At 68.6% G+C, this 24,272-nt stretch carries 25 protein-coding genes; 11 read left to right on the top strand and 14 right to left on the bottom strand.

From position 1 onward, the window contains the following. Positions 1-106: 106 nt before the first annotated feature. Entirely contained in the window at positions 107-1,579 is a 1,473-nt protein-coding gene (locus AC1DN2_RS05865; protein ID WP_476849576.1) for a sensor histidine kinase, read from the top strand. On the opposite strand, the gene AC1DN2_RS05860 is transcribed toward AC1DN2_RS05865, so the two are convergent. Both AC1DN2_RS05860 and AC1DN2_RS05855 read right to left on the bottom strand, forming a co-directional pair. Continuing rightward, positions 1,527-2,237 (bottom strand): response regulator transcription factor, encoded by a 711-nt coding sequence (locus tag AC1DN2_RS05860; RefSeq protein WP_230008877.1) that lies wholly within the window; start codon positions 2,235-2,237, stop codon positions 1,527-1,529. The genes AC1DN2_RS05865 and AC1DN2_RS05860 overlap by 53 nt on opposite strands. A gap of 95 nt (positions 2,238-2,332) precedes the next feature. Then, a complete protein-coding gene (locus AC1DN2_RS05855; protein WP_230008878.1) occupies positions 2,333-2,578 on the bottom strand; it encodes a hypothetical protein in 246 nt (81 codons plus the stop codon). A 307-nt stretch (positions 2,579-2,885) separates the two neighbouring features. On the opposite strand from AC1DN2_RS05855, the gene AC1DN2_RS05850 reads away from it, so the two are divergent. Continuing rightward, the gene (locus AC1DN2_RS05850; RefSeq protein WP_028276793.1) at positions 2,886-3,188 is read left to right on the top strand and encodes a DUF4193 domain-containing protein; all 303 of its coding nucleotides are present in this window, start codon (positions 2,886-2,888) and stop codon (positions 3,186-3,188) included. Between the two features lie 219 nt (positions 3,189-3,407). Continuing rightward, positions 3,408-5,699, top strand: a complete 2,292-nt coding sequence (locus AC1DN2_RS05845; RefSeq protein ID WP_476849575.1) for a putative bifunctional diguanylate cyclase/phosphodiesterase — start codon at positions 3,408-3,410, stop codon at positions 5,697-5,699. A 38-nt stretch (positions 5,700-5,737) separates the two neighbouring features. Here the strand turns inward: AC1DN2_RS05845 and AC1DN2_RS05840 are convergent, their stop codons facing one another. After that, entirely contained in the window at positions 5,738-6,685 is a 948-nt protein-coding gene (locus AC1DN2_RS05840) for a cation diffusion facilitator family transporter (protein ID WP_476849574.1), read from the bottom strand. Between the two features lie 202 nt (positions 6,686-6,887). On the opposite strand from AC1DN2_RS05840, the gene AC1DN2_RS05835 reads away from it, so the two are divergent. The 3 genes from AC1DN2_RS05835 to AC1DN2_RS05825 all read left to right on the top strand — a co-directional run bounded on the left by AC1DN2_RS05835 (position 6,888) and on the right by AC1DN2_RS05825 (position 8,659). Beyond that, entirely contained in the window at positions 6,888-7,253 is a 366-nt protein-coding gene (locus AC1DN2_RS05835) for a cupredoxin domain-containing protein (RefSeq protein ID WP_476849573.1), read from the top strand. 44 nt (positions 7,254-7,297) lie between these two features. Beyond that, a complete protein-coding gene (locus AC1DN2_RS05830; protein WP_476849572.1) occupies positions 7,298-7,708 on the top strand; it encodes a hypothetical protein in 411 nt (136 codons plus the stop codon). A 114-nt stretch (positions 7,709-7,822) separates the two neighbouring features. Further along, positions 7,823-8,659, top strand: coding sequence for a CDP-alcohol phosphatidyltransferase family protein (locus tag AC1DN2_RS05825; protein ID WP_476849571.1), 837 nt, complete (start codon positions 7,823-7,825; stop codon positions 8,657-8,659). Here AC1DN2_RS05825 and AC1DN2_RS05820 read toward each other — a convergent pair. Together AC1DN2_RS05820 and AC1DN2_RS05815 are read right to left on the bottom strand one after the other, a co-directional pair. Continuing rightward, positions 8,656-10,158 (bottom strand): FAD-dependent oxidoreductase, encoded by a 1,503-nt coding sequence (locus AC1DN2_RS05820; protein WP_476849570.1) that lies wholly within the window; start codon positions 10,156-10,158, stop codon positions 8,656-8,658. The two genes, AC1DN2_RS05825 and AC1DN2_RS05820, sit on opposite strands and share 4 nt — an antisense overlap. A gap of 28 nt (positions 10,159-10,186) precedes the next feature. Continuing rightward, positions 10,187-11,626 carry a DUF2252 domain-containing protein gene (locus AC1DN2_RS05815; RefSeq protein ID WP_476849569.1) on the bottom strand — a complete coding sequence of 480 codons (1,440 nt, stop codon included), beginning with the start codon at positions 11,624-11,626 and terminating at the stop codon, positions 10,187-10,189. Positions 11,627-11,950: 324 nt separating this feature from the next. On the opposite strand from AC1DN2_RS05815, the gene AC1DN2_RS05810 reads away from it, so the two are divergent. Continuing rightward, positions 11,951-12,280: a carboxymuconolactone decarboxylase gene (locus AC1DN2_RS05810; protein WP_476849568.1), complete on the top strand. Its 330-nt coding sequence runs from the start codon at positions 11,951-11,953 to the stop codon at positions 12,278-12,280. Positions 12,281-12,361: 81 nt separating this feature from the next. Beyond that, positions 12,362-12,940 (top strand): TMEM175 family protein, encoded by a 579-nt coding sequence (locus tag AC1DN2_RS05805; RefSeq protein WP_028276784.1) that lies wholly within the window; start codon positions 12,362-12,364, stop codon positions 12,938-12,940. Positions 12,941-12,970: 30 nt separating this feature from the next. Here AC1DN2_RS05805 and AC1DN2_RS05800 read toward each other — a convergent pair whose 3' ends face one another. From AC1DN2_RS05800 to AC1DN2_RS05790, 3 genes are all read right to left on the bottom strand, one after another. Then, complete coding sequence (locus AC1DN2_RS05800) at positions 12,971-13,318, bottom strand: GNAT family N-acetyltransferase (protein WP_476849567.1); 348 nt, start codon at positions 13,316-13,318, stop codon at positions 12,971-12,973. A 97-nt stretch (positions 13,319-13,415) separates the two neighbouring features. Further along, positions 13,416-14,480, bottom strand: a complete 1,065-nt coding sequence (locus AC1DN2_RS05795) for a pirin family protein (RefSeq protein ID WP_476849566.1) — start codon at positions 14,478-14,480, stop codon at positions 13,416-13,418. A gap of 71 nt (positions 14,481-14,551) precedes the next feature. Beyond that, positions 14,552-15,835 (bottom strand): class I SAM-dependent methyltransferase, encoded by a 1,284-nt coding sequence (locus AC1DN2_RS05790; RefSeq protein WP_476849565.1) that lies wholly within the window; start codon positions 15,833-15,835, stop codon positions 14,552-14,554. 212 nt (positions 15,836-16,047) lie between these two features. On the opposite strand from AC1DN2_RS05790, the gene AC1DN2_RS05785 reads away from it, so the two are divergent. Next, the gene (locus AC1DN2_RS05785; RefSeq protein WP_043436051.1) at positions 16,048-16,395 is read left to right on the top strand and encodes a hypothetical protein; all 348 of its coding nucleotides are present in this window, start codon (positions 16,048-16,050) and stop codon (positions 16,393-16,395) included. 210 nt (positions 16,396-16,605) lie between these two features. Next, positions 16,606-16,872 (top strand): hypothetical protein, encoded by a 267-nt coding sequence (locus AC1DN2_RS05780; protein WP_476849564.1) that lies wholly within the window; start codon positions 16,606-16,608, stop codon positions 16,870-16,872. Here AC1DN2_RS05780 and AC1DN2_RS05775 read toward each other — a convergent pair. Next, complete coding sequence (locus AC1DN2_RS05775; protein WP_164468558.1) at positions 16,862-16,999, bottom strand: hypothetical protein; 138 nt, start codon at positions 16,997-16,999, stop codon at positions 16,862-16,864. The genes AC1DN2_RS05780 and AC1DN2_RS05775 overlap by 11 nt on opposite strands. A gap of 67 nt (positions 17,000-17,066) precedes the next feature. After that, complete coding sequence (gene ligD / locus AC1DN2_RS05770; protein WP_476849563.1) at positions 17,067-18,092, bottom strand: non-homologous end-joining DNA ligase; 1,026 nt, start codon at positions 18,090-18,092, stop codon at positions 17,067-17,069. Between the two features lie 70 nt (positions 18,093-18,162). On the opposite strand from ligD, the gene AC1DN2_RS05765 reads away from it, so the two are divergent. Next, positions 18,163-18,852 carry an alpha/beta hydrolase family protein gene (locus tag AC1DN2_RS05765; protein ID WP_476849562.1) on the top strand — a complete coding sequence of 230 codons (690 nt, stop codon included), beginning with the start codon at positions 18,163-18,165 and terminating at the stop codon, positions 18,850-18,852. Positions 18,853-18,875: 23 nt separating this feature from the next. On the opposite strand, the gene AC1DN2_RS05760 is transcribed toward AC1DN2_RS05765, so the two are convergent. The 4 genes from AC1DN2_RS05760 to AC1DN2_RS05745 form a co-directional block, all read right to left on the bottom strand. Beyond that, on the bottom strand, positions 18,876-20,099 hold the full coding sequence (locus AC1DN2_RS05760) for a macrolide family glycosyltransferase (RefSeq protein WP_476849561.1): 1,224 nt from the start codon (positions 20,097-20,099) through the stop codon (positions 18,876-18,878). Between the two features lie 187 nt (positions 20,100-20,286). Then, positions 20,287-22,983 (bottom strand): ATP-dependent helicase HrpB, encoded by a 2,697-nt coding sequence (hrpB, locus tag AC1DN2_RS05755; RefSeq protein ID WP_476849560.1) that lies wholly within the window; start codon positions 22,981-22,983, stop codon positions 20,287-20,289. A gap of 63 nt (positions 22,984-23,046) precedes the next feature. Then, positions 23,047-23,763 (bottom strand): anti-sigma factor family protein, encoded by a 717-nt coding sequence (locus tag AC1DN2_RS05750; RefSeq protein WP_476849559.1) that lies wholly within the window; start codon positions 23,761-23,763, stop codon positions 23,047-23,049. Next, positions 23,760-24,266, bottom strand: a complete 507-nt coding sequence (locus AC1DN2_RS05745; RefSeq protein ID WP_230011359.1) for a sigma-70 family RNA polymerase sigma factor — start codon at positions 24,264-24,266, stop codon at positions 23,760-23,762. Before AC1DN2_RS05745 ends, AC1DN2_RS05750 begins: the two co-directional genes overlap by 4 nt. Positions 24,267-24,272 lie beyond the last annotated feature (6 nt).

Genomic DNA, 24,272 nt, shown 5'->3' with positions numbered 1-24,272 from the left:
TGCAGGAGCGCTCCGGCCACCGCCGGGGGTGCCGGCCGGGGCGGGCGGCGTCGGCAATGCGGCCGCGGTGGTTGTCCCGAACCGCGCATTGACGCATTCTTGGAGCATGGCACTGGGCAAACGGGCCCCCACCGGCCCCGGCACGGGCGAGATTCGATGGGGCGTGCGGAAGCGCTCGACGGCGGTCGCCGTCGGCGTCGTAGCCGTGGCGCTGCTGTTCGGCGGTGTCGTCCTTCTGGTCCTGCTGCAGGCGTCCCTGGCGCGGTCGAGTGACGCCGCAGCCCAGCAGAAGGCCCTGGACGTGGTTGCCGAGATGGAGGACATGGACATCGAGGATGCCCGCGCCTACATCATTGACACCGCGCATGCGGGCCAGTTCGTCCAGGTGCTGGATGCCGAAGGGTACGTCCTGGCCAGCTCGGACCCCGAGGTCGCCAACGCCCCGCTGTCAGCCCAGCGGCCCAGCCCGGGCCAGACCATGGCCCAGGACGTCTCGAGCCTTCCAAGCATCGGGGACACCGACGACTACCACATCGTCACCGTGGGAGCACGGACCGGCACGTTGAGCTATACCGTGGTGGTGGCCCAGGCATCACAGATACAGGCGGACACCATTTCCACCGTCGCGTGGTTCATGCTGGGAGCCACGCCGCTGCTGCTCGGGACCGTGGCCGTGGCCGTATGGCTCCTGGTGGGGCGTTCCCTCCGCCAGGTTGAGCGGATCCGTGGCCAGGTGGCCCGGATCAAGGCCGAGCGGCTGGACGGGCGCGTCGACGTCCCGCCCACCAACGACGAAATCCACGCCCTGGCGCTGACCATGAACACCATGCTGGACCGGCTGCAGGCCTCGGACACCGAACAGCGCAGATTCGTCTCGGACGCCAGCCACGAGCTGCGCAGCCCGCTGGCCACGCTGAGGGCCGGGATCGAGATCGCGGCGGCGGACCCGACCGGGGCGATGTGGCTTCAGATGAAGGATGTCCTCTCCGAGGAGACGGCCCGCATGAGCTTCCTCGTGGAGGACCTGCTGACACTGGCCAAAGCTAACGACGGCGGCCTGCGCGTGGAGCAGAAGGACGTCGATCTTGACGACGTGCTGGACCAGGAAATCCGCCGGCTGCGGTCCACCAGCCGGCACCAGATCTCGGTCGAGCTCGTTCCGACCCGGATCCGCGGCGACGCCCGGCGGCTGGCGCAGGTCCTGCGGAACGTCCTGGACAACGCGGACCGTCACGCCCTGTCCCGGATCGCCGTGGACCTGCACACCGCCGCGGACCGGGTCATCCTCACTGTCGACAACGACGGCGACCCCATCCCGGAGGCGGACCGGGAACGGATCTTCGAACGGTTTGTCCGGCTCGATGGCAGCCGTTCCCGGGAAGGCGGCGGCAGCGGACTGGGCCTGGCCATCGCGGCTGGAATTGTGGCCGCCCACCATGGGAGCATCCGTCCGACGGACGGACCGGCGGGTCACTGCCGCTTTGAGATCACATTTCCCCTTCCGGAACCTGTGGAGCCGGCCGACGTCACTCCTCGGAACTCCCGGCGGCACGGGGTTCAGGGGTCGGGTCGGCGCTGAGCAGATAGCCCATGCCACGCACCGTGGTCAGGCTGTGGATCCCGAACGGGACATCAATCTTGCGCCGAAGGTAGCCGATGTACACCTCCACCACATTGTTCGCGCCCTCGAAAGCCGGATCCCAGACGTTTTGCAGGATTTCCGCCTTTGAAACGATCTGGTCATGCCGGCGCATCAGATAATGCAGGAGCCCGTACTCCCTGGCCGTGAGGCTGATGAGGGTGTCGCCGCGGCGCACACTGTGGCTGACGGGGTCCAGGGACAGCGTGCCAAGTGTCATGATGACAGGCCTGGCGGGCGCTCCGCGCCGGATCAACGCCCTGATCCGGGCCACCAGCACCAGGAAGCTGAACGGCTTGGTGAGGTAGTCATCAGCGCCCAGGTCGAAGGCATCGGTCTGGTCGTATTCGCCGTCCTTGGCCGTGAGCATCAACACCGGAGTCCACACCTTGCGTTGCCGCAATTCCTTCAAGACGTCGTAGCCGTTCATCCGCGGCAGCATGAGGTCCAGCAGGATGGCATCGTACGCGTTCTCCAGCGCCGCCGCGAGTCCCCGCACGCCGTCGTGGGCGACGTCGACGACGAACCCCTCGTTCTTCAGCCCGCGGCGGACTGTTTCCGCCAGGGCATGCTCATCCTCCACCATCAGGATCCGCAATCCAGCCCCCTCTCTTTGGGCCAGTATGGCCCTTCCGGGGCCGTGCTGGAAGGAACCTGGCGGGTCCAGTGGGAGGGATGCCCGTCGCTGTTCGGTCAGGCCTGTTGGGGAGGACCGAACAGCCACCCCGAAACGTCGCTGCGCAGGACCACGTGCGGTCCGCCGGTGGAACTGACGCTCCCGTTGGGGACGTAGTAGCCGCGCCCGGCTCCGGGGCCGCCGGCTGCGCGGTCGATGGCGTCGGTCAGGCGCCGGGTCAGGTGCCCGCTGGGGCCCAGGGACCGCAGTTCATTGAGTTCGTCCTGCGTGAGCCGTCCCAGCACTGCAGCAATATCGGCCATGGTGAATCCTCCCGACGGATGGTGCGGATGGTGCCCAAGGTGGATGGTGCCTAAAGAATCAGGCTAGGGCACCCAAATTAACGGCGCGTGACGCCCCGGTGACCAGTGGCGAACAAAGCAGGAAGGCCGGCGTCGGGGGCGTCCGCCTCCGGGTGTCATGAGCGTCACTGCCGCGACTGCCCCGGTCCCCAGCATTTACACGGCGTCATGCTGTACGGTTCAATCCCGGAGATCCGGAGATACAGAGATAAGTAGATCCGGAGAGACTCCGAATCACACGCCCAGCAACTGAAATGAGTATCACCAGGTGGCAACCGATTATGACGAAGTACGCTCCGACGTCGCGGAATCCCGCAACGCTTCCCTGGAGGCGCTCCGTTCGGCGAATGCGCCTGACGCGCGAAGCGTTGTCCGCGAACTCGACGAGGCGGATACCTCCGAAGGCGTGGAACTGCCGGGGGCAGACCTGTCCGGCGAGGAACTGACCGTCACGGTCATCCCGCAAAAGGAGGACGAATTCACCTGCTATTCCTGTTTCCTGGTGCGGCACCGGTCCCAGCTGGCCAAGGAGAAGGCCGGCCACGCCTACTGCGCAGACTGCCTCAGCTAGAGCCCCCGGCAGGACCGGCTCAGCCGGTCCTGGGACGTTCAGCGCGGCAGGTGTGGTTCCGGCACCGGACACTACCCGCCGGGCCACCCGTCGAATACACTTCTGTCACATGCTTCACAATAGTGTCGGGAGGCGGCCGGACATGACCAGCCGGGGCACGTTCGGCTACGCTCCTGTTTGACGATGCGGCGATTGCCGGCACACGGCCGGAGGCTGATCATGCGTAAATCCACCAGCAGCTTGGCTGACCCTGCTGCTGTGCCGCCGTCGGCCGCCGCCAACGACGCCAGTGGACCCGAACGATCCGACGGGCCGGCCATGCCGTTTGAAGGGCCGGCGGGCACCCGTACCCCCCGCACCGGCAAACCCGCCCGCGCAGGGAGCCTGCAGCGCGAATGGTCCAGGGCATTCATCCTGGTGATCCTTGCCCTGCTCGCAGGGGCCGCGGTAACTCTGGTCGGCGTCCGTTTTGTCACGGACCAGATCCAGCACGCCGCCGCACAGCACCGCGTCGAGTCGGAGGCCATCTCCGAGCTCCGGACCGGCATCGAGACCCACGAACAAGCCGGACTCCAGCTGTTGTCCGCAGGACCCGCAGATCCGGCCGCCTTTTTGCTGCAACAAAAGGACCTCTCCGCCCAGTTCGATGCCACCGCCCGGATCCTGCCGGAGGCGTACGGCATGCGGGCCACAGTCCGCGGGGCCCGGGCCGCCTGGCAGGAGGGACTGTCCGCGCACAATCTCTGGGGAAGCCAGGTGGCCACTCTCCACGGCAACCGAGTGGCGGAGGCGCCGGCGTTCGCCGAATCCAGCGCCAAGGCCCGCGCCCTGCTCGCCGACGTCCGTCGCGCTTCGCTCGACGCGCTTGACGACGGCGTCGCCCGTGGGGCCGGGCTTCAGCAGATGGTATCGACCGTCCGCACGGCCCTCTTTGCCCTGGCCGCGGGCGGGGTGTTCTTTTTCCGCCGGCGGATGACCAAGTACCTGATGCGCCCTGTGGAGGGTCTGTACCGCGGGGTCGTGAAGCTGCAGTCCGGTGATTACAGCCACCGGATCAGCGTTGTCCGCAATGACGAACTTGGTCAGCTGGCCGAGGCCTTCAATTCCATGGCCGCAACCGTGCACGACAACCACCTGGAGCTGACCTTCCGCGCCACCCACGACCCGCTCACGGGACTGGCCAACCGGGCAGTCCTCACCGAACGCCTCACCGCCGCGTTCGACCCCGGGGCAAAGAACCCGGAAACAGCTGGCGCCGAGGTCTGCGACGGGCGTGAAGGCCTGCTCGTCATCGACGTCGACGACTTCAAAGATGTCAACGACTCGCTGGGCCATGAGGGCGGCGACGCGTTGCTCATCCAGCTGGCCCAACGGCTGCGGGGCTGCGTGCGCGGACATGACCTCGTCGCCCGGCTGGGCGGCGACGAATTCGCGATCGTCGTGACGGATGAGGGCGGCACGGCGACAGACGACGTCGCACGGCGCATCCAGGACACACTGCGGGACCCTTTCTGCATCGATGACGTCCGGCTGAAGGTAACCGTCAGCATGGGCGCCGCCCAGCGCAACGCCGGCACTGCAGATCCGGCCGAGTTGATGCGGCAGGCGGACTTCGCCATGTACATGGCCAAGCACGGCGGCAAAGGCCGCTACCAGCTCTTCGATGCCCGGGGATATGACGAAATGACCTACCGGGCCGCTCTCCGGGCGGACCTCGCCACAGCCGTGCAGGCCGGGCAGTTGCGCCTCGACTACCAGCCCGTCGTGAATCTCGGCACCGGCGAGATCGCCGGGGTGGAGGCCCTGGTCCGCTGGGAGCACCCGACCCTGGGCCGGCTGGGACCGGCCGACTTCATCCCCTTGGCCGAGGAAACCGGCGAGATAGGGCCCATCGGCTGCTGGGTCCTGGACACCGCAAGCCGTCACGTCGCCGGCTGGCGCCGGTCCCCCGGCACTGCCGAAGACTTCTGGGTCTCGGTCAATCTTTCCACTCTTCAGCTATCGAGTGACCGGAACCTGGCAGCCCTGGAGCGCATCCTGGCCCACCCCGCCTCGCAGGCCGACAAGGTGATCCTCGAGGTCACCGAATCGGCCCTGGCCACGAGCGCCGACGGCGGGGTCGCTGCCCTGAACCGGCTGAAGAGCTTCGGCGTCCGCATCGCAATCGACGACTTCGGGACCGGCTTCTCCTCGCTCAGCACGCTCGCTGCGCTGCCCGCGGACATTCTCAAGATCGACCGTGCCTTCCTGTCCGGGCTGCCTGGGGACGCCCCGGCCGCGGCGATGCTCGAGGGCATTCTGGAAGTAGCCCGGAAACTGGACCTGGCTGTCATCGCCGAGGGCATCGAGCACACCGGGCAGCTGGATCTCCTGCGCTCGCTCGGCTGCGACATGGGCCAGGGCTTCTTTCTGGCCAGTCCCAGCCCGTCCCCCGTTCTCGAGGCGCTGCTGGCCTCCGGGGCCCGCCTGCAGCCACCGGCCGGCATGGACGCGACGGCGGCCGGCACCTGAGCCGGCCGAAGGACCGGACCCGGCGGTCGGCGTTGTGCTCAAACGGCGGGGAAGACCAACGAGGGCTCGTCCGCGGTGGCGAGTGTCAGGACGGCCTCTTCCACCGTTTCGTGGTCCTCAAGTTCGCGTTCAACGCGGCGTAGGGCCACGGCGACGTCGTGTTCCCGGAGGTCCCCCTGTATGTCCACGGCCGCCACGACGTAAAGCTTGCGCGGGCCGACGTATTCGAGATGCAGGTACGTGATGCGTTCGATCGCTGGGTGCTCGAGGAGGCGGCGGGCCATGGTGCCCTCGATATCGCCGGTCACGGCTTGCCCCACCAGGAAGCGCCGGTTCCGGTCGATCAGCACGACGGCAACCACGGCCAGGAGGATGCCCACCAGAATGGACCCCACGGCGTCCGGCACGGAGGACCCCGTGACCTGGTGCAGGAATATCCCGGCGAAGGCGATGAGCAGGCCAACAAGCGCTGCCCCATCCTCGGCGAAGACGGCGCGCAGCGTGGGGTCGGAGCCCTTGAGGACCTGCTCCAGGGTGTTCCGGTCCAGCTCTCGCGCCGCCTTCCGGTTTTGCCGGAACGCCTGGATGAAGGACACGCCTTCAAGGACGAACGCGATGGCCAGCACCAGGTAGGCGATCCCATAGTCACCTGGCGGTTCCGGGGTGATCAGCTGCTGGATGCCGTGCATCACCGACACCACCGCGCCGGCCGTAAACAAGCCAAAGGCGGCGATCATTGACCATACGTAGGCCTCGCGCCCGTAACCCATGGGGTGGGCTTTGTCGCGTTTCCGCGCGGCTTTCCGTTCGGCGATGAGCAGGAAGACCTGGTTGCCGGTATCGGCCCAGGAGTGGGCCGCCTCGGCAGTCATGGACGCCGAGCCAGAGACAAGAGCGGCCACTGTCTTGGCTGCCGCGACAAGGACGTTCGCTGCAAAGGCAATCAGCACCGTGAGCGATGCGGACCAGGGCTTCTTACGCTTCACGCCATTTTCCTCCCTCGGCTGCAGGATGCATGCCAGGGACTACGCTATCTCCCCGGGCTGTCCCGGACCGGCGTTCGACGCAGACTGGTTCCATTCGTGCCGGTCAGGCGCACAATATAGCTAGTACGTTCATCCGCTCGTTTCCTCAAGCCGCTCGGGGTGGTGCGCAATGAATGCTCGTCGGAAGCTGTCATCGCTATGGTTGCTCCTGATCTTGCTGGGCGCCGGCGGGTGCGCCGGCGGCAGCGGATCGCCGGCGTCGACGTCGGCGCCCCCACCCGGCCCCGCCTACGGGGCCGGCCCGACGGCGGGCACCGCCGCCGCCACCACCATCACCATCAAGGACTTCGCCTACGGCGACCCGCTCACCGTGGCCCCCGGCGCGGCGGTCACCGTAACCAACATGGATGCCGCGGCGCACACGGTCACGGCTGACGAAGGCTCAGCGTTCGATGCCCAGGTCAAGGGCGGCGGCACTGCCACCTTCACCGCGCCGACGAAGCCCGGATCCTACGCGTATCACTGCACCTACCATCCGGGCATGCACGGGACGCTGGTGGTCAAATGAGCGCCCAGAGCCCCGGACGGGCCGTGCGGGTCCATACGGCCGGCATGACACTGCGAATCCTCACGGCCGTTGCCCTGTTCATTGACGCAGCCGTCCACATCCACCTGGCCCCGGGCTACCAGGCGGGCAACTCCGCGGGAATCGGCCAAGGGAACCTGTTCCTGCTGGAATCAGCTGCCGCTGTGCTGGCCGGGTTGTACGTGCTGCTGCGCGGCAGCAGGGCGGCCTTCGCCGTCGCATTCGTCGTCGCGCTGAGCGCCTTCATGGCCGTGGTGGCATACCGTTATGTGAATATTCCCGCGTTCGGGCCTTTCCCGGCCATGTACGAGCCCATCTGGTTCTTCGAAAAGTCTGTCAGCGCCGTGGCTGAAGGCGCCGGAGCCGTCCTGGCAGCCATCGGTTTCGTCCGGGCCGGACGGCGGACGAACGGGCAGGGCACCCAGTCCAAGCATTGACCAACCCCGGGCCGCGGACTTGCTAGCATGTGGGCGGGGTGGTTCAGGCTGAAGTCGTTTGCAGAAGGCACGAAACAAGAGGACACGGCGTCTACAGGCACGGGGTCGGCAAACGTGCCTGGAATCCGGCCTGCAGAACCGACGAGGGGCACCGCTTCCCCGGCGCCAGGGCAGACCGGGCCGGGATCGGCAGCCGCCCGCCGTGCCGTGGCGGATGCCGGCACCGCCGTCGGCGCCTATCTCGTGGTGTGGGCCTGGCTCGGCGCGGCGGTCCTCACGGATCCTGTTCCCTGGCTCCTGGCCCTGGCGGCGGGGGCCGCGGTGATCTCCCGGGCCGCCAGCTCCGTTCTGCGGCGGAAACCCCGTTTTTCCACCCCCGCGGACCGCGTCACCCTCGGCAGGGCCGGCATCGTGGCCTGCTGTGCCGCCGAAACGGTGGTGGGGTTGATCGCCGGAGCCGGAACCGGACCAAGCCTTCTGGTGGTGGTCCTGGGCGCGGCCGCATTCCTGCTCGATGCCGTCGACGGACGGGTGGCCCGGTTCACGGGTTGTGCCACGGCCGAGGGTTCACGCCTGGATTCGGATACGGACGCCGCGCTGGTCCTGGTGCTGTCCTGCGCGGCGGCGGGAAAGTTGGGCCTGTGGCCCCTGGGCATCGGCCTGATGTACTACGCGTTCCTCGCAGCGGCCCGGTTCCGGCCGTTCCTGAAGAACCCGCTGCCGTCCAGCACCGTCCGCAGGGTCATCGGAGCCGTCCAGCCGGCCGCCCTGCTGTTCGCCCTGTTGCCGGGGGTGCCTCCGCCGCTGGGAGCCATGGTGCTCGGGCCGGCGCTTGGGCTGCTGGCCTTTTCATTCGGGCGGGACGTGGTCAAGCTGGAACGGCTCCGGGCAAGCCGCGCTTCGGCCGCCGGCTCCCCCGCCATACGGGCCGGAACACCGGCAGGAACCTAACGCGGTGCGGGTCTCGGCGCCAGGTCCATCGTCGCCGGGCCCTGGATGACGGCGCCGTCGGCGGAAAACCGCGAGCCGTGGCAGGGGCAGTCCCACGTCGAATCGTCCGCGTTGAACGCGACCGTGCAACCCAGATGCGTGCAGATGGCCGAGACGGCGAGGATCCCCCCGGCAGCGCCAGCGTAGACGGCGGTCATTTCGCCGTCGATCTCCACGACGGTGCCTTCGCCGGGTCGCAGCCCGGCGACGGCCGGTTGATCCGGCAGCCGGTGTGGGGGCGGCTGGTCCGGTTGCTGCCGCACCCCGCCGGCCTGGCCGGCGGAAGGGCGGTTGGTATCGAATACCGCGGCCCAGGGGTTGTGACGGCCCGACAGGGTGTCGGCCAGGATCAGGGCGGCCGCGGTGCCGTTGGTCAGGCCCCATTTGCGCAGGCCGGTGATCACATGAAGGTGCGCCGCCGTCGGAGTCAAAGTCCCGGCGTAGGGCAACCCGTCGACGGGCATGTTGTCCTGCGTGGACCAGCGGAAGCTGGTCTCCCCGGTGCCGAGGCGTTCCCGGGAGAAAGCCGCGAGGCGGCGGTACCGCTCGGCGGCATCGCTGGCCTCGGCGGCACGGTGCCCCTCGCCGCCGGTGAGAACGAATCGGGAACCCTCAATGTCGATCGCCAGGATGGAGCGCATCGGCCCGTCGACGCTGATGAAGGTCCCCTCCAGGGGCACGGCGGGCGCCAGGCTGGCAACGACGTAGGAACGGTGCAGGTAGCAGCGCTCGGCAAACAGGCCGGCGTCGCCAACGGGGACGTTGGTGGCAATGATCACCTCGCGCGCCCGGACGGTGCCGCTCCCGGTCCCGACGGCGGCGGGCACCCCGTCTTGGACCGAGGTGACGCGCGAGTCCTCCAGTACGTGGCTTCCGCTCCCGTCCACGGCGCGGGCGAGGCCTTGGAGGTACTTGACCGCGTGAAGTTGCGCCTGGCCGTCGAACCGGACTGCGCCCCGGGCACCGAACGGCAGCGGCACCTCGGAGGTAAAGACGGCTGGCAGGCCGAGCCGCCCGGCCAGGGCCGCCTCGCCGCGGACCCGGGCGAGGGCGTCGTCGGATTCTGCGTAGGTGTAATTGGATACCCTGCGGAAGTCGCAGTCGATGCCCTCCTCCGCGACGACACGCGCAATGTGCTCGATGGCGGCCTGGTTGGCCTGCCCGTACGTGCCCGCGACGTCCGGTCCGTGCCGGTCCGCGAGTTCGGTGTAGGCCAGCCGGTGCAGGGAGGTGACCTTTCCGGTGGTGTGCCCAGTGACGCCGGTGCCAATGCGCGCTGCCTCCAGGACCGCGACGGTGCTGCCGGCGCGCTTGAGGGCCAGCGCCGCCGTCAGGCCGGCGATCCCTCCCCCGACGACGGCGACGTCGACCTCAAGATCCGTGTCCAGGGAGGGATAGCGGGTGGTACCGGTTGTGGCGATCCAGAGCGAAACCTGCCGTCCTTCGAGCCGTTCACCCACGGCGGCGCCTTCTGCTGAACATCCGGAATCAGAGGCCCTCAGTAGCTTCCAGACGGCCGGAGCGAACCGCGTCGGCGAAGGCCTGGTAGTCCTTTTCGTTCTGGTCCGCGTACCGCTCGGAAAAATCGCTGATGGAGCGTTCGAACTTGTCGCTCTTACCGAGGTAGGACGCGATCGCGATGGGGTCGCCGGACCGGGCGTGGGCCCGCGCCAGCGTCCAGCCGCAGGCGTCGGCATAGAAGGTCATGCCGAGCGGCTTCATCCCTTCCACAACGGCTGAGCCCTTCATGTCACGCAGTTGGCGCCAATACAGGTACCGGTTGTCCTGTACCCCCTTGGTCCACCCCAGGAAGATGTCACTCGCGGCCTGCATCATCCGCTGGCCCTGCACCACGCGCTCGCCCGGCTGCTTGAACTTGCTCTTCGGCAAGTGGTCCTCGAGCACCGACCTCGTCGCCTCCTTGACCTGGAGGAACAAGGGGTCCTGTTGATCGCGTCCTTGGAGCAGGACGATGAAGGCCCGGGTGCCGACGCTGCCGACGCCCACGACCTTGCGGGCGACGTCGATGACTTCGAATTGCTCGAGAAGGTGTCGCCGGTCATCCGGCAGTGTGGCCCGGTAGGACCGGAGCTGGTCACGAACAGCCTTCTCAACCTCCTCGCCTGACATACCGTACGTATCTGCCAGTTCCCGGACGGGGATGACGATCGGCGGCTGACTGACGATCTGGTACTTACCGTCCACGCGCTCGCCGAGCTTGGACAGTGCCTGAAGGCTGTCCCGGGTGTGGGCCTTCGCGACGTTCGCCTTTGCCGCTTTTTCCATGCCCTGGGCAGTCTTCTTGAGGGCCTTGCCCTTCTGGGTTGCGACGGCCAGGTCGATGGTCTCCATCAGCTGTTCCTCGGACAGGCGGGCGTACCAGATGTCCAGGGTGCCCATCTGTGCGAACTCTGCCATCGCTTCGCGGTAAGCACGAACGGCGGTGAGTGTCGCGTCGTGCGTTTCTTCCTTGGTGAACGCGTTGTTCCGCGCCGCGATGGTGAAGCTCGCGGCCATGCGTTTGACGTCGTACTCGAATGGGCCGGGCAGAGTTTCGTCGAAATCGTTGAGATCGAACAACAGGGTCCGCTCTGGTGAGGCGAAGACGCCAAAGTTGGAAAGATGGGCGTCCCCGCACAGTTGGGACACCAGGCCGGCCCGGGGAGTGTCTTTCAGATCGGTTGCCATGATCTTGGCGGCGCCCCGGTAGAACGTGAACGGTGAGACCAGCATCCGGCCGTGACGCACCGGCACGAGGTCTTGTTCGCGGGTGAGGTTCTGTTCCTCAAGCAGCGCGACCGGATCCGGGCGATCGGACGCGGGTTTCCACCCAGTGTGGGCGGAGACGGGCGTCTTTTCCCGGCGGCCCTTGCCCTTCGCAGCACGCTCCTCGACACTCGGATGCTTGACTTTTTTGGTCTCGGCCATGATCGGCGACCTCCCTGTTAGGTCCGGAACCGCCACCGGCACTGCTTGCCTGGGTCAGTCCCCGCCGAGCGCGCCACTGCGTCTCGGCTCAAGCTACTGCGATTCTGGCCCCGAACCGGCCCATCGTCAACGCATCGCTGATGGATCCCGCAGCGCAGGCTCAAAACGCCATCTGTTCCGCAGCCGGGCCACTGACCAATCGATTCATGCGGTTCGGGTGATGCCACCCCTGGTCGTGGCGGGTTACGTTCATGACGAGTCGGGCCGATCCGCTCACGTCGCGTCACTCGGCGCACAACACTGAAACCAGATGGAGACATAACCATGGCCGAAGAAGAAGCACCTGTTCTCGCCGTCCTCGCCGACATCACCGCCGTTTCGCTCGAACGCTCCACCCTTGAGCCTCGCGAACTGATGCTGGCCCGGATTGCGGCGCTCGCGGCAGTCGACGCCCCGGGCGCCTCCTACCTGTTCAACGCCGGTACCGCCGTAGACGTCGGCATCACCTTGGAGGATGTCCGGGGCATCCTGATCGCCGTTGCACCCATCGTCGGCACTCCCCGGATCGTGGCGGCGACCACCAATCTCGTCCAGGCGCTGGGCTTTGCCCTCGAAATGGCGGAGGAAGAACTCGAAGCAGGGACCCCGGACTAGTACCCTTACTTACGAACCGCACGTCACGGCGTCGGCAGTTCCTCGTTGCATCTGCCACGATGCCCTGACTAAAGGCGGCCCATGAACAAGAACCGGCTGGAGGCGTTCAGCGACGGCGTGCTGGCGATCGTCATCACCATCATGGTGCTGGAGCTTCACGTCCCCGCCGAACCGACCTGGCCGGCCCTGCTTCACGAGCTTCCAACGCTGCTCAGCTACCTGCTGAGCTTCATCTATGTCGGGATCTACTGGAACAACCACCACCACATGCTGCATCTGGCCGGGCGGATCAACGGTGGGGTGCTCTGGGCAAACCTGCATCTGCTGTTCTGGCTCTCCCTCATCCCCTTCACCACCCGGTGGATAAATGACACGGGCCTGGCGGAGGTACCCGTCCTCGTCTATGGGCTGGACCTGCTGTTCGCCGCCATTGCCTACTACATCCTGAAAACAACCCTGATCCGCCAGCAGGGACGCGGCGGCGCGCTGGACCGGGCCATGGGGCAGGACTGGAAGGGCAAGGGATCGCCGGCGCTCTACATCGCCGGGATGGGGCTCAGCCTGGTGAACCCGCTCTTGGGGATCGCCGCCTATTCGGTGGTCGCCGCGATCTGGCTCATCCCGGACCGGCGTGTGGAGCGGTTCATCGCACACACGTGAGTCCAGAGGCGCAGGTGTGTCCCGGAGCGGCTACTGCCGGACGCGTTGGGCCAGCGAGGCGCTCAGGAACCGCAGATGCGCCGGGGCCGGCGGTACCACGTGGGCCGCATAGCCCGGGTGCTTGCCCAAGTACTTCTTGATGTAGGGACACACCGGAACGATCGTGAGGCCCGCGGCGATAGTCTCATCGAGTGCCTGCTCGGCCAGCACCCCGGCCAGCCCGCGGCCGCCATATTCCTCGTTGATCTCCGTGTGGTAGAAAATCCGCTGGCCCGCCCCGACGTCGTCCACGTAAGAGGCCTGGCCGATCACGGTGCCGGCGTCGAGCACTTCGAAACGGCTGCGCTGCGGGTTGTTACTGATGGTGATCGTGGTCAATATGGTCTCCTTGAGCGGGCCGGATTGGCCAGGCAGTCGGGCTTACGGGTGCAGGGCTGGCTGGGCTTGCCAGTATGGGCCTGCCGGAATGAACAGGTCAGCCGCGGGGCCGGATGCGGGCATTCGGCAGGGCCGGGGCAGGGAGAGCGGCGGGGCCGCCGGGCGGGAACGGGCCGAACCGCAGGTCGGATGCTCGCCCGCCGGCGTCCGCGCCGGAGTCCTCAGTGCCGGCGCCCGCGCTGGAGTCCGCAGTGCCGGCGTCCGCGCCGGAGTCCGCAGTGCCGGCGTCCGCGCCGATCTCGGACTGCCACTGGTCCCTGTACGCGACGATCTCCTCATGGCTGCGGCCGACGAAGTTCCACCACATCACGATTTTTTCGCCCAGCGGCTCTCCGCCAATGAGGAGAACGCGGGCTCCCTCGCTGCCCGCGACCAGGGTCAGGGACCCGTGGCCGACGGGCAGGTACGCGAGGTTGTCCGTCGGGACCGGCTGCCCGTCCAGGGCAAGGTTGCCCGAGTCCACGAGCAGGCCGTGTTCGAAGGACGCATCTGTTGCGAGCGTCAGCTCCGTCCCCGCTTCGAGCAGGAGCTCGGCACCGAGCAGGGGCGTGTGGGTGGTGACGGGCGAGACGGACCCGGCGAGTGCGCCCAGGAAGACGCGCATGGTCCAGCCGTTTCCGCTGACCGGCTCCGGACGGTAGTGCTCAAAGGTGGGCGCCATGTGGCGTGCCGTGTCCGGCAGCGCCACCCACAGCTGCGCCCCGTGCAGGACGGTGGTGTCCGGGGTGGAAAATTCCGAATGGCTGATGCCGCGGCCGGCGGTCATGAGGTTCACTTCACCGGGCCGCACCGCTGCGTGGAAGCCGGCCGAATCCCGGTGCTCGATTTCGCCTGTGAACAGCCAGCTGACGGTTTGAAGACCGGTGTGCGGGTGGCGCGGGACTTTCATGCCGCCGGAATCGCCGACCTGGTCCGGGCCGTAGTGGTCCAGGAAGCACCACGCCCCAATGAGGCTGCGCTGGCGCTGCGGAAGGGTGCGCCGCACATCCATCGCGCGCGGGCCGCCCAGCGGGACCTGCCGCGGAACCAGGAGTTCGACGCCGGCGCAGGTCCTGTCCGTTTCGCAGAGGATTTCCTGGGGCGCGACTTCGGTATTGCTCATGATGACAGCCTAGCTTCGTGCGGTCCGCGGGTCAGCCTTCGGCACACGGCCTGAACGTCCAGGACCGGGCCTCACATCCAGGCCGAACGGCGCAATGGGGGTTCCGCGCCGCCCGGGCGCTGGACCAGGATCTGGTTCACGCCCGTGATGCCAGCCTCGAAGCCGAGTGCGCTCGCGGCCATGTAGAGCCGCCACACCCGGGCCCTTCCCAGCCCGGCCAAGCGCACGGCCTCGTCCCAGTGCTCCTCCAGGTTCCGCACCCAGGCCCTGAGCGTCAGGGCATAGTGGGGCCGCAACGCCTCGACGTCCATGATCTCCAGGCCGGCCGATTCGAGTGCCGCGACCATCTCCGAGAGGCTGAGCATCTCGCCGTCCGGGAATACATAACGGGGAATGAAGGAGTCAGGGTCCGGCGGGGTCGCGCCGGCGTTCCAGGAAATCGCGTGGTTGAGCAGCCGTCCTCCCGGGCGGAGCAGGCCCTGCAAGAGGGAAGAATAGTGCTGGATCTGCTCGCGCCCTACGTGCTCTGACATGCCGATGGAGCTGATCGCGTCGAACGGCCCGTCGTCCACGTCGCGGTAGTCCTGCACCCGGATGTCCACCCGGTCCGTGAGTCCGGCGTCGGCCGCCCGCTTGCGGGCCCGGGCCGCCTGTTCGACCGAGAGCGTCACCCCGACGACGTCGGCCCCATAGTGTTGCGCGGCATGCAGCGCCAGGCTGCCCCAACCGCATCCCACATCCAGCACCCGCATGCCCGGCTGGAGCCCCAACTTGCGGCAGACCAGATCGAGCTTGGCGTTCTGGGCGGCGTCTAGCCCGGTCTCGTCCGACTCCCAGACCGCGCACGAGTACACCATGGAAGGGCCCAGGACGAGGGCGTAAAAGTCGTTCCCGACGTCATAATGGTGGGAAATGGCCGCGGCATCGCGCCCCTTGGAATGCCGCCGGCCGTGCCGGCTCACGCGCGCTTCCTCCGGCGGCGGCGCCGGGTTCGTTCCGAGCGCGCCGAGCCGGACGGCTGTTTTGACCAGCGCGAACACCTCGCCGGGCGTCGGCGGCCGGAACGGGCCGGGCTCGGCGAACTTTCCCGCCGCACTGATGGCCGCGAAGGCGGCGAAGATGTCGCCGGGTGCCTCGATATCGCCGGCCACGTAGGCGCGGCTCAGTCCAAGCTGCCCCGGGGACCACAGCATCCGTCGAAGTGCCCGCCGGGACCGGAAAACGACGACTGGAGCGTCTTCCGGTCCCGCTTCCGAGCCGTCCCAGGCCTTCAGCCGCAGGGGGATGCCGTCGGTGCCAAGGATGATCGCCAGCGCGTCAGCCAGCCGTGAAGCCGCATTCGTGGATGCCGTCATGTCCAGTGCCTCAATTCCAGTGCCTCGTCTCCGGTGCTGCGGGCTGAGCCCGCCAGTTCCAAATCTAAGGGCATGACACGCCCGGCAACCAGAGCTTTGGTTCCGATTCCTTTCCCCGCCCCCTCCCGTCTTCCCTGCACACCACGCCTGCCCAAAGCATCAGCGGCGGACGCCTCTGGCGCGTGGGGGTGCTGTTGCCTATGGTGTGTCCCATGTCTGAGTCTTTCTCGTCCCTCGTGGACACGTTCAAGAATGTCGGTGTGTCCCGGGCCTACGGGCCCGCCGTGAACATCGCAGGAGAAGAGATCGTCCCGGTAGCGGTGGTGTCCTTCGGCTTCGGCGGAGGCAGCAGCCCGGAAGACGCCCAGCCCGGCAGCGGCGGAAGTGGAGGCGGGGGCGGCGGCTTCGTCTTGCCCCTGGGCGTCTACGCCAAGGGCTCCTCCGGCCGCATGACGTTCCGGCCCAACACCGTCGTCCTTCTGGTGGCGCTGGCCCCTCTGGTGTGCGCCGTTGGCGTTTCGATCCGCGGCATTCTTCGCACTGTCCGTTCCCACCGCTAGCACCGCGGCCGCAGGGCCAAGGATTCCCCAAGCCCGTCCGGGCATCGTTGGGTCTGGCAGCCTGGGTCTCGGGCAGCCCTGTGGTCGGGCGTCGGACGGACTTGATCGACGATGAACTTATTCAGAACTGCATGTGCAGCAAGCCTGGGCGCGGCGCTCCTGATGACGGGTTGCGGCGCTCCCCCGGCCATACCGGGCCCCACAACCACGGTGACGGCGACAGCCCCGCCGTCGGTGGTGGTCTTCGATCCGCAAACCAGCGGCAAGGTTCTGGCCGAGCGGATCAAGGCCCGCGCCAAACCCACGGACCCTGGTGTCACGATTTCCGAAGTGGAGTGCAAGAACTTCCCGGATATCAAAGTCAACACGCATACGGATTGCCAGATGGTGGTTAACGGGGTCAAACGCGGGTACCGGGCCACGTTCACCGAGCGGGACGGCCACTACGTAATAAAGGCCCAGGAACTTACCTGGTAGGGGTCCCGGCGTAGGACATGGCGGGTTCCCGGTCGTCGTCGGCGTCGACCCAGGCCGCGAAGTCCTTCAGCGACATGAAGCAGTAGTAGTCGCAATACCGCAGGTTCTTCTTCTCCGACTTGCTCATGCCGGTAATTCGATGCAGGAGCGGCCACGGATGGGCCGGCGGGTGTTGCCCGTCCGCGCGGGCAGCCTCAGCCGCTGTTGCGCGCCCGGCTCGGCTGCACCCGCGGCGGTTCCCCCGGCATCTTCGGGAAGTCCGGCGGGAACGGCAGCTCCCCCAGCCCGGCTTCGAGGTCCCTGTTCCACCATTCCAGCAAAAGATCGACGGAGCCGGCGCCGCCTGCATGCATGCCCTCCCACGGATCGCCGGAAACTTTGAGCCGCTCCGGAACGGTGGCGATCGTGAAGTCAGCCGGGTCGACGGTCCCGAGCTCTTCCCAGCGGATCGGGCACGACACCGTCGCGTTGGCGAGTGCGCGCGGGCTGTAGGCCCCCGCGATCGTACGGTCGCGGTTCGCCTGGTTGAAGTCGACGAAGATGCGGGCGCCGCGTTCCTCTTTCCACCACGCGGTGGTGACCTGCGCGGGCATCCGACGCTCGAGTTCGCGGGCTGCCGCGATGACGGCGTGACGCACGTCCAGGAACTCCCGGGTCGGCTCGATCGGGGCAAAGACGTGAAGCCCCCGGTTCCCCGAGGTCTTGATGAAGGCCTCCAGCCCGGCCTCCGCGAGTACGCGCCGCAACTCCCGTGCAACCGGAACGGCATCGACGAACCCGGTACCGGGCTGCGGGTCGAGGTCGATCCGCAACTCGTCCGGATAATCCGGTTTGCCGGCCCGGGAGGCCCAGGGGTGGAAGACCACCGTATTCATCTGCACCGCCCACACCGCGGCGGCGATTTCGTCAATGACCAGCTGGGGATGCGTACGTCCGCTTGGATAGACGACGTCGACCGCGCGGATGAAGTCCGGGGCACCCTTGGGAGGGTTCTTGGAGAAGAATTGCTCGCCGTCCACCGTGTCCTTGAACCGCTGGAGCGTTACCGGCCGGTCCCCGTTCGCGGCCAGGAAGGCGTCCCCGACGTCCACCAGGTACCGGGCCAGGTCCAGCTTGGTCAGTCCCGGGCCGGGCCAGAGAACTCTCGCCGGGCTGGACACCCGCAACTCCCGGTCGCCGTGCGGACCGCTGACGGTGAGGTGGACTTCTTCCTTGGCCATGGGGACAACCTACCCCGGCGGCGTGGACAGTTGAAGAGCGGAACAGCTGTCCACCCGGCATGATGGACACATGACAACGCCCGAGTTCCCGATCACCCTTGAAGTCGGCGACGCCGCAGTGTCGGGCGTCTTTGCCGGCCCCGAGGACTCCTTCGCAACCCTGGTTGTTGCCCACGGCGCCGGGGCGGGAATGGACCATCCGTTCCTTGTGGGCTTCACCCGCGCCCTGAACGAACTCGGCGTCGCCACCCTGCGCTTCAACTTCCCCTACCGCGAGGCAGGACGAAAATTCCCGGACCGGCCGCCGGCTGCCATCGCCACCTGGCGGGCTGCCATGGCCGCCGCCGCGTCCCGTTCCGCGGGCCGGCCGCTGTGGGCCGCCGGGAAATCGTTCGGCGGACGCATGGCCTCAATGGCCGTCGCGGAAGGCATGCCTGCCGCCGGGTTGGTCTATCTGGGCTACCCGCTGCACCCGCCGGGGAAACCGGAAAATCTCCGCGACGAGCACCTCTACGGGCTGACGCTGCCGATGCTGTTCCTGCAGGGCACGCGGGACACGTTCGCCACCCCGGAACTGCTGGAGGCCGTGGCGGCCAAAATCGGGCCGTCCGCGACCGTGGAGTGGCGCGAGGGCGGGGACCACTCCTTTGCCGTTGCCGGCGCGAAGCGCAGTGCCGACGAGGCGGGCGCGTCACTGGCGGCGACGGTCGCCGACTTCCTGAAAACACATGGCGATAATCCCGCGGCCGCGCTCCCCTGACCGGTCTGGCGTCACGGCCCGGCCTAACCGACGTCGCCGAACCGGCCCGCCCCGTGCTGCACACGCGCCTCGATGGCGTCGGCGGCAGCCACGGCCCCTCCCGCGCTGCGGACAACATCGCGCATCGCGGCCAGGTTGCGCCGGACCTGCTCGTCCGTATGGACCGCGGTGACCGCGGCCCGGAGCGCGTCGGACCCGACGTCCTCCGGCGCAAGGCGCCTGCCCAGACCCAGTTCTTCCAGCCGGCGGCCGGTGGCCGCCTGTTCCGGCTGCTGGGGCACGGCCACCATTGGGACGGCGTAATACAGCGCTTCCATGGTCGAATTCATGCCGGCGTGGGTGATGAAGACTGCGGTTTGGCGCAGTACCTGCAACTGCGGGAAGAACGGCCGGACCCGGACGTTCGGCGCAATCGTGCCGAGATCGGCCACGCTGGTCTGGTCCCCAACGGCCATCGCGACGTCCCACTCGCTTCCGCCGAAGGCATCAAGGCACATCCGGAAGAAGTCCGGCCGGCGGTTCAGCGGGGTGGTGCCCAGGGAAATGAACAACAGCGGTCCCGTTCCCTCACGCTCCCATTCGCCGTCGGTATCCCGGCCGCCGACGCTGGGACCCACAAACCGGAACCGGTCATCGAAGGTCGCCCCCATGGGCTGGAATTCGCGGGGTAGGAACACGATGTTGAACGGCGCAGGCGGACCATCGAACATCCGCGGTGTCCGCACGCCCTGCCCGGCCGCGAACTCCGCCAGCAATCGGCCCATGGCCAGCGCAACCTTGGCCATCTCATCGGCGCCGTCCGGTGGCGGGGCAGGCATCAGCGATCTCAGCGAGAAGTGCTCGTTGGTGGCATAGGTGGGCATGAGGGCAATGGCCGGGGCACCGATCTTTTCCGCCGCCATGCTGCCGCTAAGCGTCATCGCGTCAAAGCAGATAGCGTCCGGCGGGTCCTGGCGGAGTTGATCGACCAACGCCGGAAAGCTGGTTCTGAGGTCCTCGAACACGCGGTGCATGATCGGCAGCATCAGGTGCGCCTGTGCCCGCTGCCCGGGCCCCAGGGCGGGCAGCGATGCCATCCAGTTCCCGCCGGACGCGTGAAAGTTCGCGCCGGCCTTGCGGATCAGCGGTCCGAAGTCGGCGGACGTGAAATATGTGACCCTGTGCCCCCGGGCCACGAGCTCCGCCACCAGCGGCAGGGTCGGGTTCACGTGTCCGTAGGCGGGAATGGAGACGAACGCAAGGTGCATGGCCATCACTCTTCATCGCGTGGCTGATTTTTGTTTGACCGGCCCGTTTGACCGGCCTGTTTGCCCGACCTGTTTGCCCGACGTCCCGCGGGCCGGGAGGCCCGCCGGTGTCGTGCTCCTTCATCATGCCCCTGTTGCCCGGGCGGCGCGAGTGGTCAGTTGGCAGCGCCGGGCTGCCGGTCCGGCGTCAGTTCCGCGGCTTGGTCCGGGCTGTCGCGGGCGCTGTCCATGGGTCTTCAGGCCACGGATGCCGTGGATAGCGGCCGCGCATTTCGGCCCGGACCTGGGCGTACGGCCCGGACCAGAAGGATGCGAGATCGTCTGTCACGGCCAGGGGCCGGCGGGCCGGCGAGAGCAGATGGAACAGCACCGGCACGCGCCCGTCGGCCAGCCGCGGCGTCTCGGCCCAGCCAAAGCACTCCTGCAGCTTGACGGCCACTACGGGCCGGCCGGTGGCGTCTGCCGCGTCCGGGTAGTCGATCCGGATCCGGGATCCGCTGGGGACCGCCAGCGACTCGGGTGCCAGTTCGCCCAGCCGGGCCGCCTCGGGCCACGGCAGCAGCCGGCTCAGCGGGCCTGCGAGGTCGATCCCGCCCGTCGATGCCCCGCCGGCCAACGCCGCGAGCTCCGGGGCCAGCCAGTCCTCAAGCCGGGCCAGCAACGCCGGCTCGGAAACGTCGGGCCATGCCCCGCCCAGCTCCCGGTGCAGCAGGGCAAGACGGCGGCGCAAGCCGTCCGCCGCGTTCGACCATCCGATGGTGGCCAGCCCCTCGCTGGCCAGGGCGCGGGCCACGGCTGCGCGGCCCTCCTCCGCAGGAGGCCGTACCGGGGTGGACGAGAGCACGATCGCGCCCAGGCGGCGCTCCCGCCGGGCCGAGACCCGGCCCTGGCTAAACCGCGCCTGCAGCGTGTCGCTCAGGAGGTTGCCGGCGGCGGCCTCTGCGGTGTCCGCCGTCAGCGGCGCCGCAGAGCGGATGACGGCACCGGTCCCCGCGGCGTCGCGCCCTTGTGCGCGGGACACTTCGGCCACTCCCAGCCATTCGTGCCCGGACAGGGCGCTGCCGGCCGGCAACCCGGCCCGCGTTCCGGAGGTCAGCAGGTATTGCGCCGGCCCCTGGCCCGGAACGCGGCGCGCCACCCGGTCCGGGAAAGCCAGGGCGACGACGAACCCGACCGCCTCCGCGGCACCAACGGCCCCAGCAGACGCAACCGGCGCGGCGCCGGATGGCTTCTGGTGCCCGCCACCGGTGGATTCCTGCCTGGCGATTGACTCCATCCGCCGGACGTCCTCCGACCAGCGCCGGGATCCGGGATCCCGGCCCGTCCGCAGCGCGGCAAGCAGCCTGGTGAGGTCTGCGCCCGGTGCGCGCTGGTCCCCCGAGACCAGGGCAACGGCCTCGGCCGCCGTGCCGTAGCCCACCGTCGCGGCGCCGTCCAGCAGGGCGCGGGCCAGCCGGGGATCAGTCGGGACCCGGGCCAGGATCTTGCCCACCTCGGTTGCGTGACCGTCCGCGGTGACGGCGCCGAGTTCCCGCAGCACTTCGACGGCCTCGTCCATCGCGGCCCGGGGCGGCGCGTCCGGCAGCGCCAGTCCCCGGCCGCCGGGGGCTCCCCAGCAGGCCAGGACCAGGGCGGCGCCTGTCAGGTCAGCTGCCGCGATCTCCGGCGTCGGGTGCGCCGGCGCAGCGCCAAAGGCCCGCTGGTCATAGCAGCGGATCACCGTGCCCGGGCCCTGGCGTGCGGCACGGCCGGCACGCTGGTCCGCGGACGCCCGGGAGCAGGACACCGTCACGAGTCCGGACATTCCGCGGCCGGCGTCGCGCCGCGGCTCGCGGGACAGCCCGGAATCGATAACCAGCCGGACGCCCGGAACAGTGAGGGAGGACTCGGCGAGTGCGGTGGAAACGATGATCCGGGCAGCCCCGCCGGGCTCACGCCCGGAGACGGCGCGGTCCTGCTCCGCCGGCGGGGCCTGGCCGTGGAGTTCAAGAACCTCGGCGCGGCTCCGGCCGCGGAGCCGCGCAGCCACGTAGGAAACCTCCCAGGCGCCGGGAACAAACACCAGGGCGTCCAGATCCCGTCCGCCAGCCAACGCGGCCGCGTGCCCGGCCGCTGCCGTGTCGGCCACATGGTCCAGGAAGGCCCGGGCCACGCCCCGCTCATCCAGCCGCGGCGCCGGCGCGGGGGCCCATTCCACGTCCAGCGGAAACAGCACGGACGGACAGTCGATGACCGGTGCCGGGCCGCCGCCGTCGTCGTCGTTTCCGTCCGCCGCCCCACCGATCGGTGCGTCTCCAATCAGGGCGGCGAAGCGGGGGGCATCGAGGGTGGCCGACATGGCGACGAGGGCGAGGTCGCCGCGCAACTGGCGGACTTCGGCGAGCATGCCAACGAGTAGGTCGGTCTCCAGCCCGCGTTCGTGGACCTCATCGAGGATCACGGCGTCCGTGCCCTCGAGCCCCGGGTCCGCGAGGAGGCGGCGCAACAGGATGCCGGGGGTAACGAACTCGATCACGGTACCCGGGCCGGTCTGGCGTTCCCCGCGGACCGTGTAGCCCACGCGGTCGCCGAGCCGGGTGCCGTCCAGGGCGGCCATGCGCCGGGCGGCCGCACGGGCAGCGACGCGGCGCGGCTGGGTGACCACGATCCGCGGGCGCCCGCCCCCCACGCCGGCGGCGATGTTGGCGAGCAGCGGCGGCACCAGTGTTGTCTTGCCTGTCCCAGGAGGCGCCTGCACCACCGCGGACGCCCCCGCACCGCCGGCCTGCAATGCCGCCGCGAGGGCTCCCAGCGATTCAGCAAAAGCCAGGCCCGCCCCGATGGCGCCGAGATCGAAAAGCCCCTTCGCGCAGGCTGGGTCCAGGGGTGCGGTCGCGGAAGTCACGCCTCCATTGTCCCTGCAATGGAGTCCTGGCCATCCATCCGGCGCCGCGCCGCTGATCCGGCGCTACGGGTGCGCAGCCAGCAGCGTCTTGCCGCTCGCGACGGCACGGATTTCAATGCTGCGGATATCGGCTCTCGGGACAACCGTGGTGGCCGTCGGCGTCGCCACTGTCCCCGGCGTTGCTGTCCAAGTGGCCACCTGGGTCGTGGCGCCGCGGGAGTCGACAACCACCAATCCGTACTCCTCCGGCGTGCGGAGACCGCCCGGCAAAGCGTAGTCGGCCGGGGACGGCGTGTACGTGCACTGCCAGTCGATCTGCGTTCCCCACGGCTGCGTGGTCAGGGATCCGGTGGCCACCATGGCGCTGTCGGCGACCGGCGTGAAGTTCAGGGCCGTCGCGGATGCGGCCTGGACCTGGGCAGCCGGGGGCGGCGAGGCCGTGACCTCAACGTAAACCGCGCCCGCGGCGGCAGCGGCGCCCAGCATGATCCCGGCGACAGCCAGGCGGGTGCGCCGGCGGCCGCGCTGGACCTTATGCGCCAGCCCGGGCTGCAACGTCGGCGTCCGCCGTTCGCCGTCCGTCCGCTCGAGGGACTGGGCTTCCTCGGGTGAGAGTGCTGCCAGCAGCGACGGCAGTCCGGCAAGGTCGGCGACGGCGGCCCTGCAGCCCGCGCAGCCGGACAGGTGCTCCTCGAACTCGCGCCGCTCCGAGGAGATGAGGGAACCCAGCACGTACGCGGCATCCCAGCGGCGGTACTCATCGGTTCCGTTCTGGTTCATGGCGTCACGCCTCCCTCCTGCAGGGCCAGCCGCATCGCCCTCAGCGCGTAGTGCAGGCGCGACTTCACCGTTCCCTCGGCCAGTTGAAGATTTTGCGCGATCTCGGCGGTCGTCTCCCGCAAATAGTACGAATGAATGACGACGGCCCGGTGCTCGGCGGACAGCCCGGCGAGCGCATCCGAGACAAGCCACCCGTCCAGGATCCTGTCGACCCGGTCCGCCTCCGGAATCTCAGGCAGCTGATCGGTTCCCGTTTCGTGCCGGCGCCGGGCGCTGCGCCGGTCATCAATGACGAGGTTGCGGGCAACCGTGTAAAGCCAGGCCCGCACCGCCGTCTCCGGGCGCCGCAGAATCGCCGGGTGTTTCCACGCGCGGATCAGCGTCTCCTGCACGACGTCATCCGCCAGGGCGCTGTCACGGGTCATCCCCATGACGAACCGCCATAGCGCCGGGCCGTAAGCCTCCTGCAGCGATCGCAGTAACTCGGCCTCCTGATCGGACATTTCCGC

The organism is Arthrobacter sp. 01L42 (assembly GCF_056400005.1).
Note: the sequence above shows the minus strand (reverse complement) of the source record. Positions and strands in the feature narration are given on the sequence as shown.

What these genes read in the sequence shown, in the direction of transcription:
- AC1DN2_RS05775 (WP_164468558.1), bottom strand. Translation starts at nt 16,999, where the DNA reads ATGAGCAAGTCGGAGAAGAAGAACCTGCGGTATTGCGACTACTACTGC.
- ligD (WP_476849563.1), bottom strand. Translation starts at nt 18,092, where the DNA reads ATGGCCAAGGAAGAAGTCCACCTCACCGTCAGCGGTCCGCACGGCGAC.
- AC1DN2_RS05760 (WP_476849561.1), bottom strand. Translation starts at nt 20,099, where the DNA reads ATGCACCTTGCGTTCGTCTCCATTCCCGCCTACGGACACGTGAACCCG.
- AC1DN2_RS05745 (WP_230011359.1), bottom strand. Translation starts at nt 24,266, where the DNA reads ATGTCCGATCAGGAGGCCGAGTTACTGCGATCGCTGCAGGAGGCTTAC.
- AC1DN2_RS05790 (WP_476849565.1), bottom strand. Translation starts at nt 15,835, where the DNA reads ATGACGGCATCCACGAATGCGGCTTCACGGCTGGCTGACGCGCTGGCG.
- AC1DN2_RS05805 (WP_028276784.1), top strand. Translation starts at nt 12,362, where the DNA reads ATGAACAAGAACCGGCTGGAGGCGTTCAGCGACGGCGTGCTGGCGATC.
- AC1DN2_RS05795 (WP_476849566.1), bottom strand. Translation starts at nt 14,480, where the DNA reads ATGAGCAATACCGAAGTCGCGCCCCAGGAAATCCTCTGCGAAACGGAC.
- AC1DN2_RS05765 (WP_476849562.1), top strand. Translation starts at nt 18,163, where the DNA reads ATGACAACGCCCGAGTTCCCGATCACCCTTGAAGTCGGCGACGCCGCA.
- AC1DN2_RS05830 (WP_476849572.1), top strand. Translation starts at nt 7,298, where the DNA reads ATGACACTGCGAATCCTCACGGCCGTTGCCCTGTTCATTGACGCAGCC.
- AC1DN2_RS05810 (WP_476849568.1), top strand. Translation starts at nt 11,951, where the DNA reads ATGGCCGAAGAAGAAGCACCTGTTCTCGCCGTCCTCGCCGACATCACC.
- AC1DN2_RS05865 (WP_476849576.1), top strand. Translation starts at nt 107, where the DNA reads ATGGCACTGGGCAAACGGGCCCCCACCGGCCCCGGCACGGGCGAGATT.
- AC1DN2_RS05815 (WP_476849569.1), bottom strand. Translation starts at nt 11,626, where the DNA reads ATGGCCGAGACCAAAAAAGTCAAGCATCCGAGTGTCGAGGAGCGTGCT.
- AC1DN2_RS05785 (WP_043436051.1), top strand. Translation starts at nt 16,048, where the DNA reads ATGTCTGAGTCTTTCTCGTCCCTCGTGGACACGTTCAAGAATGTCGGT.
- AC1DN2_RS05750 (WP_476849559.1), bottom strand. Translation starts at nt 23,763, where the DNA reads ATGAACCAGAACGGAACCGATGAGTACCGCCGCTGGGATGCCGCGTAC.
- AC1DN2_RS05855 (WP_230008878.1), bottom strand. Translation starts at nt 2,578, where the DNA reads ATGGCCGATATTGCTGCAGTGCTGGGACGGCTCACGCAGGACGAACTC.
- AC1DN2_RS05845 (WP_476849575.1), top strand. Translation starts at nt 3,408, where the DNA reads ATGCGTAAATCCACCAGCAGCTTGGCTGACCCTGCTGCTGTGCCGCCG.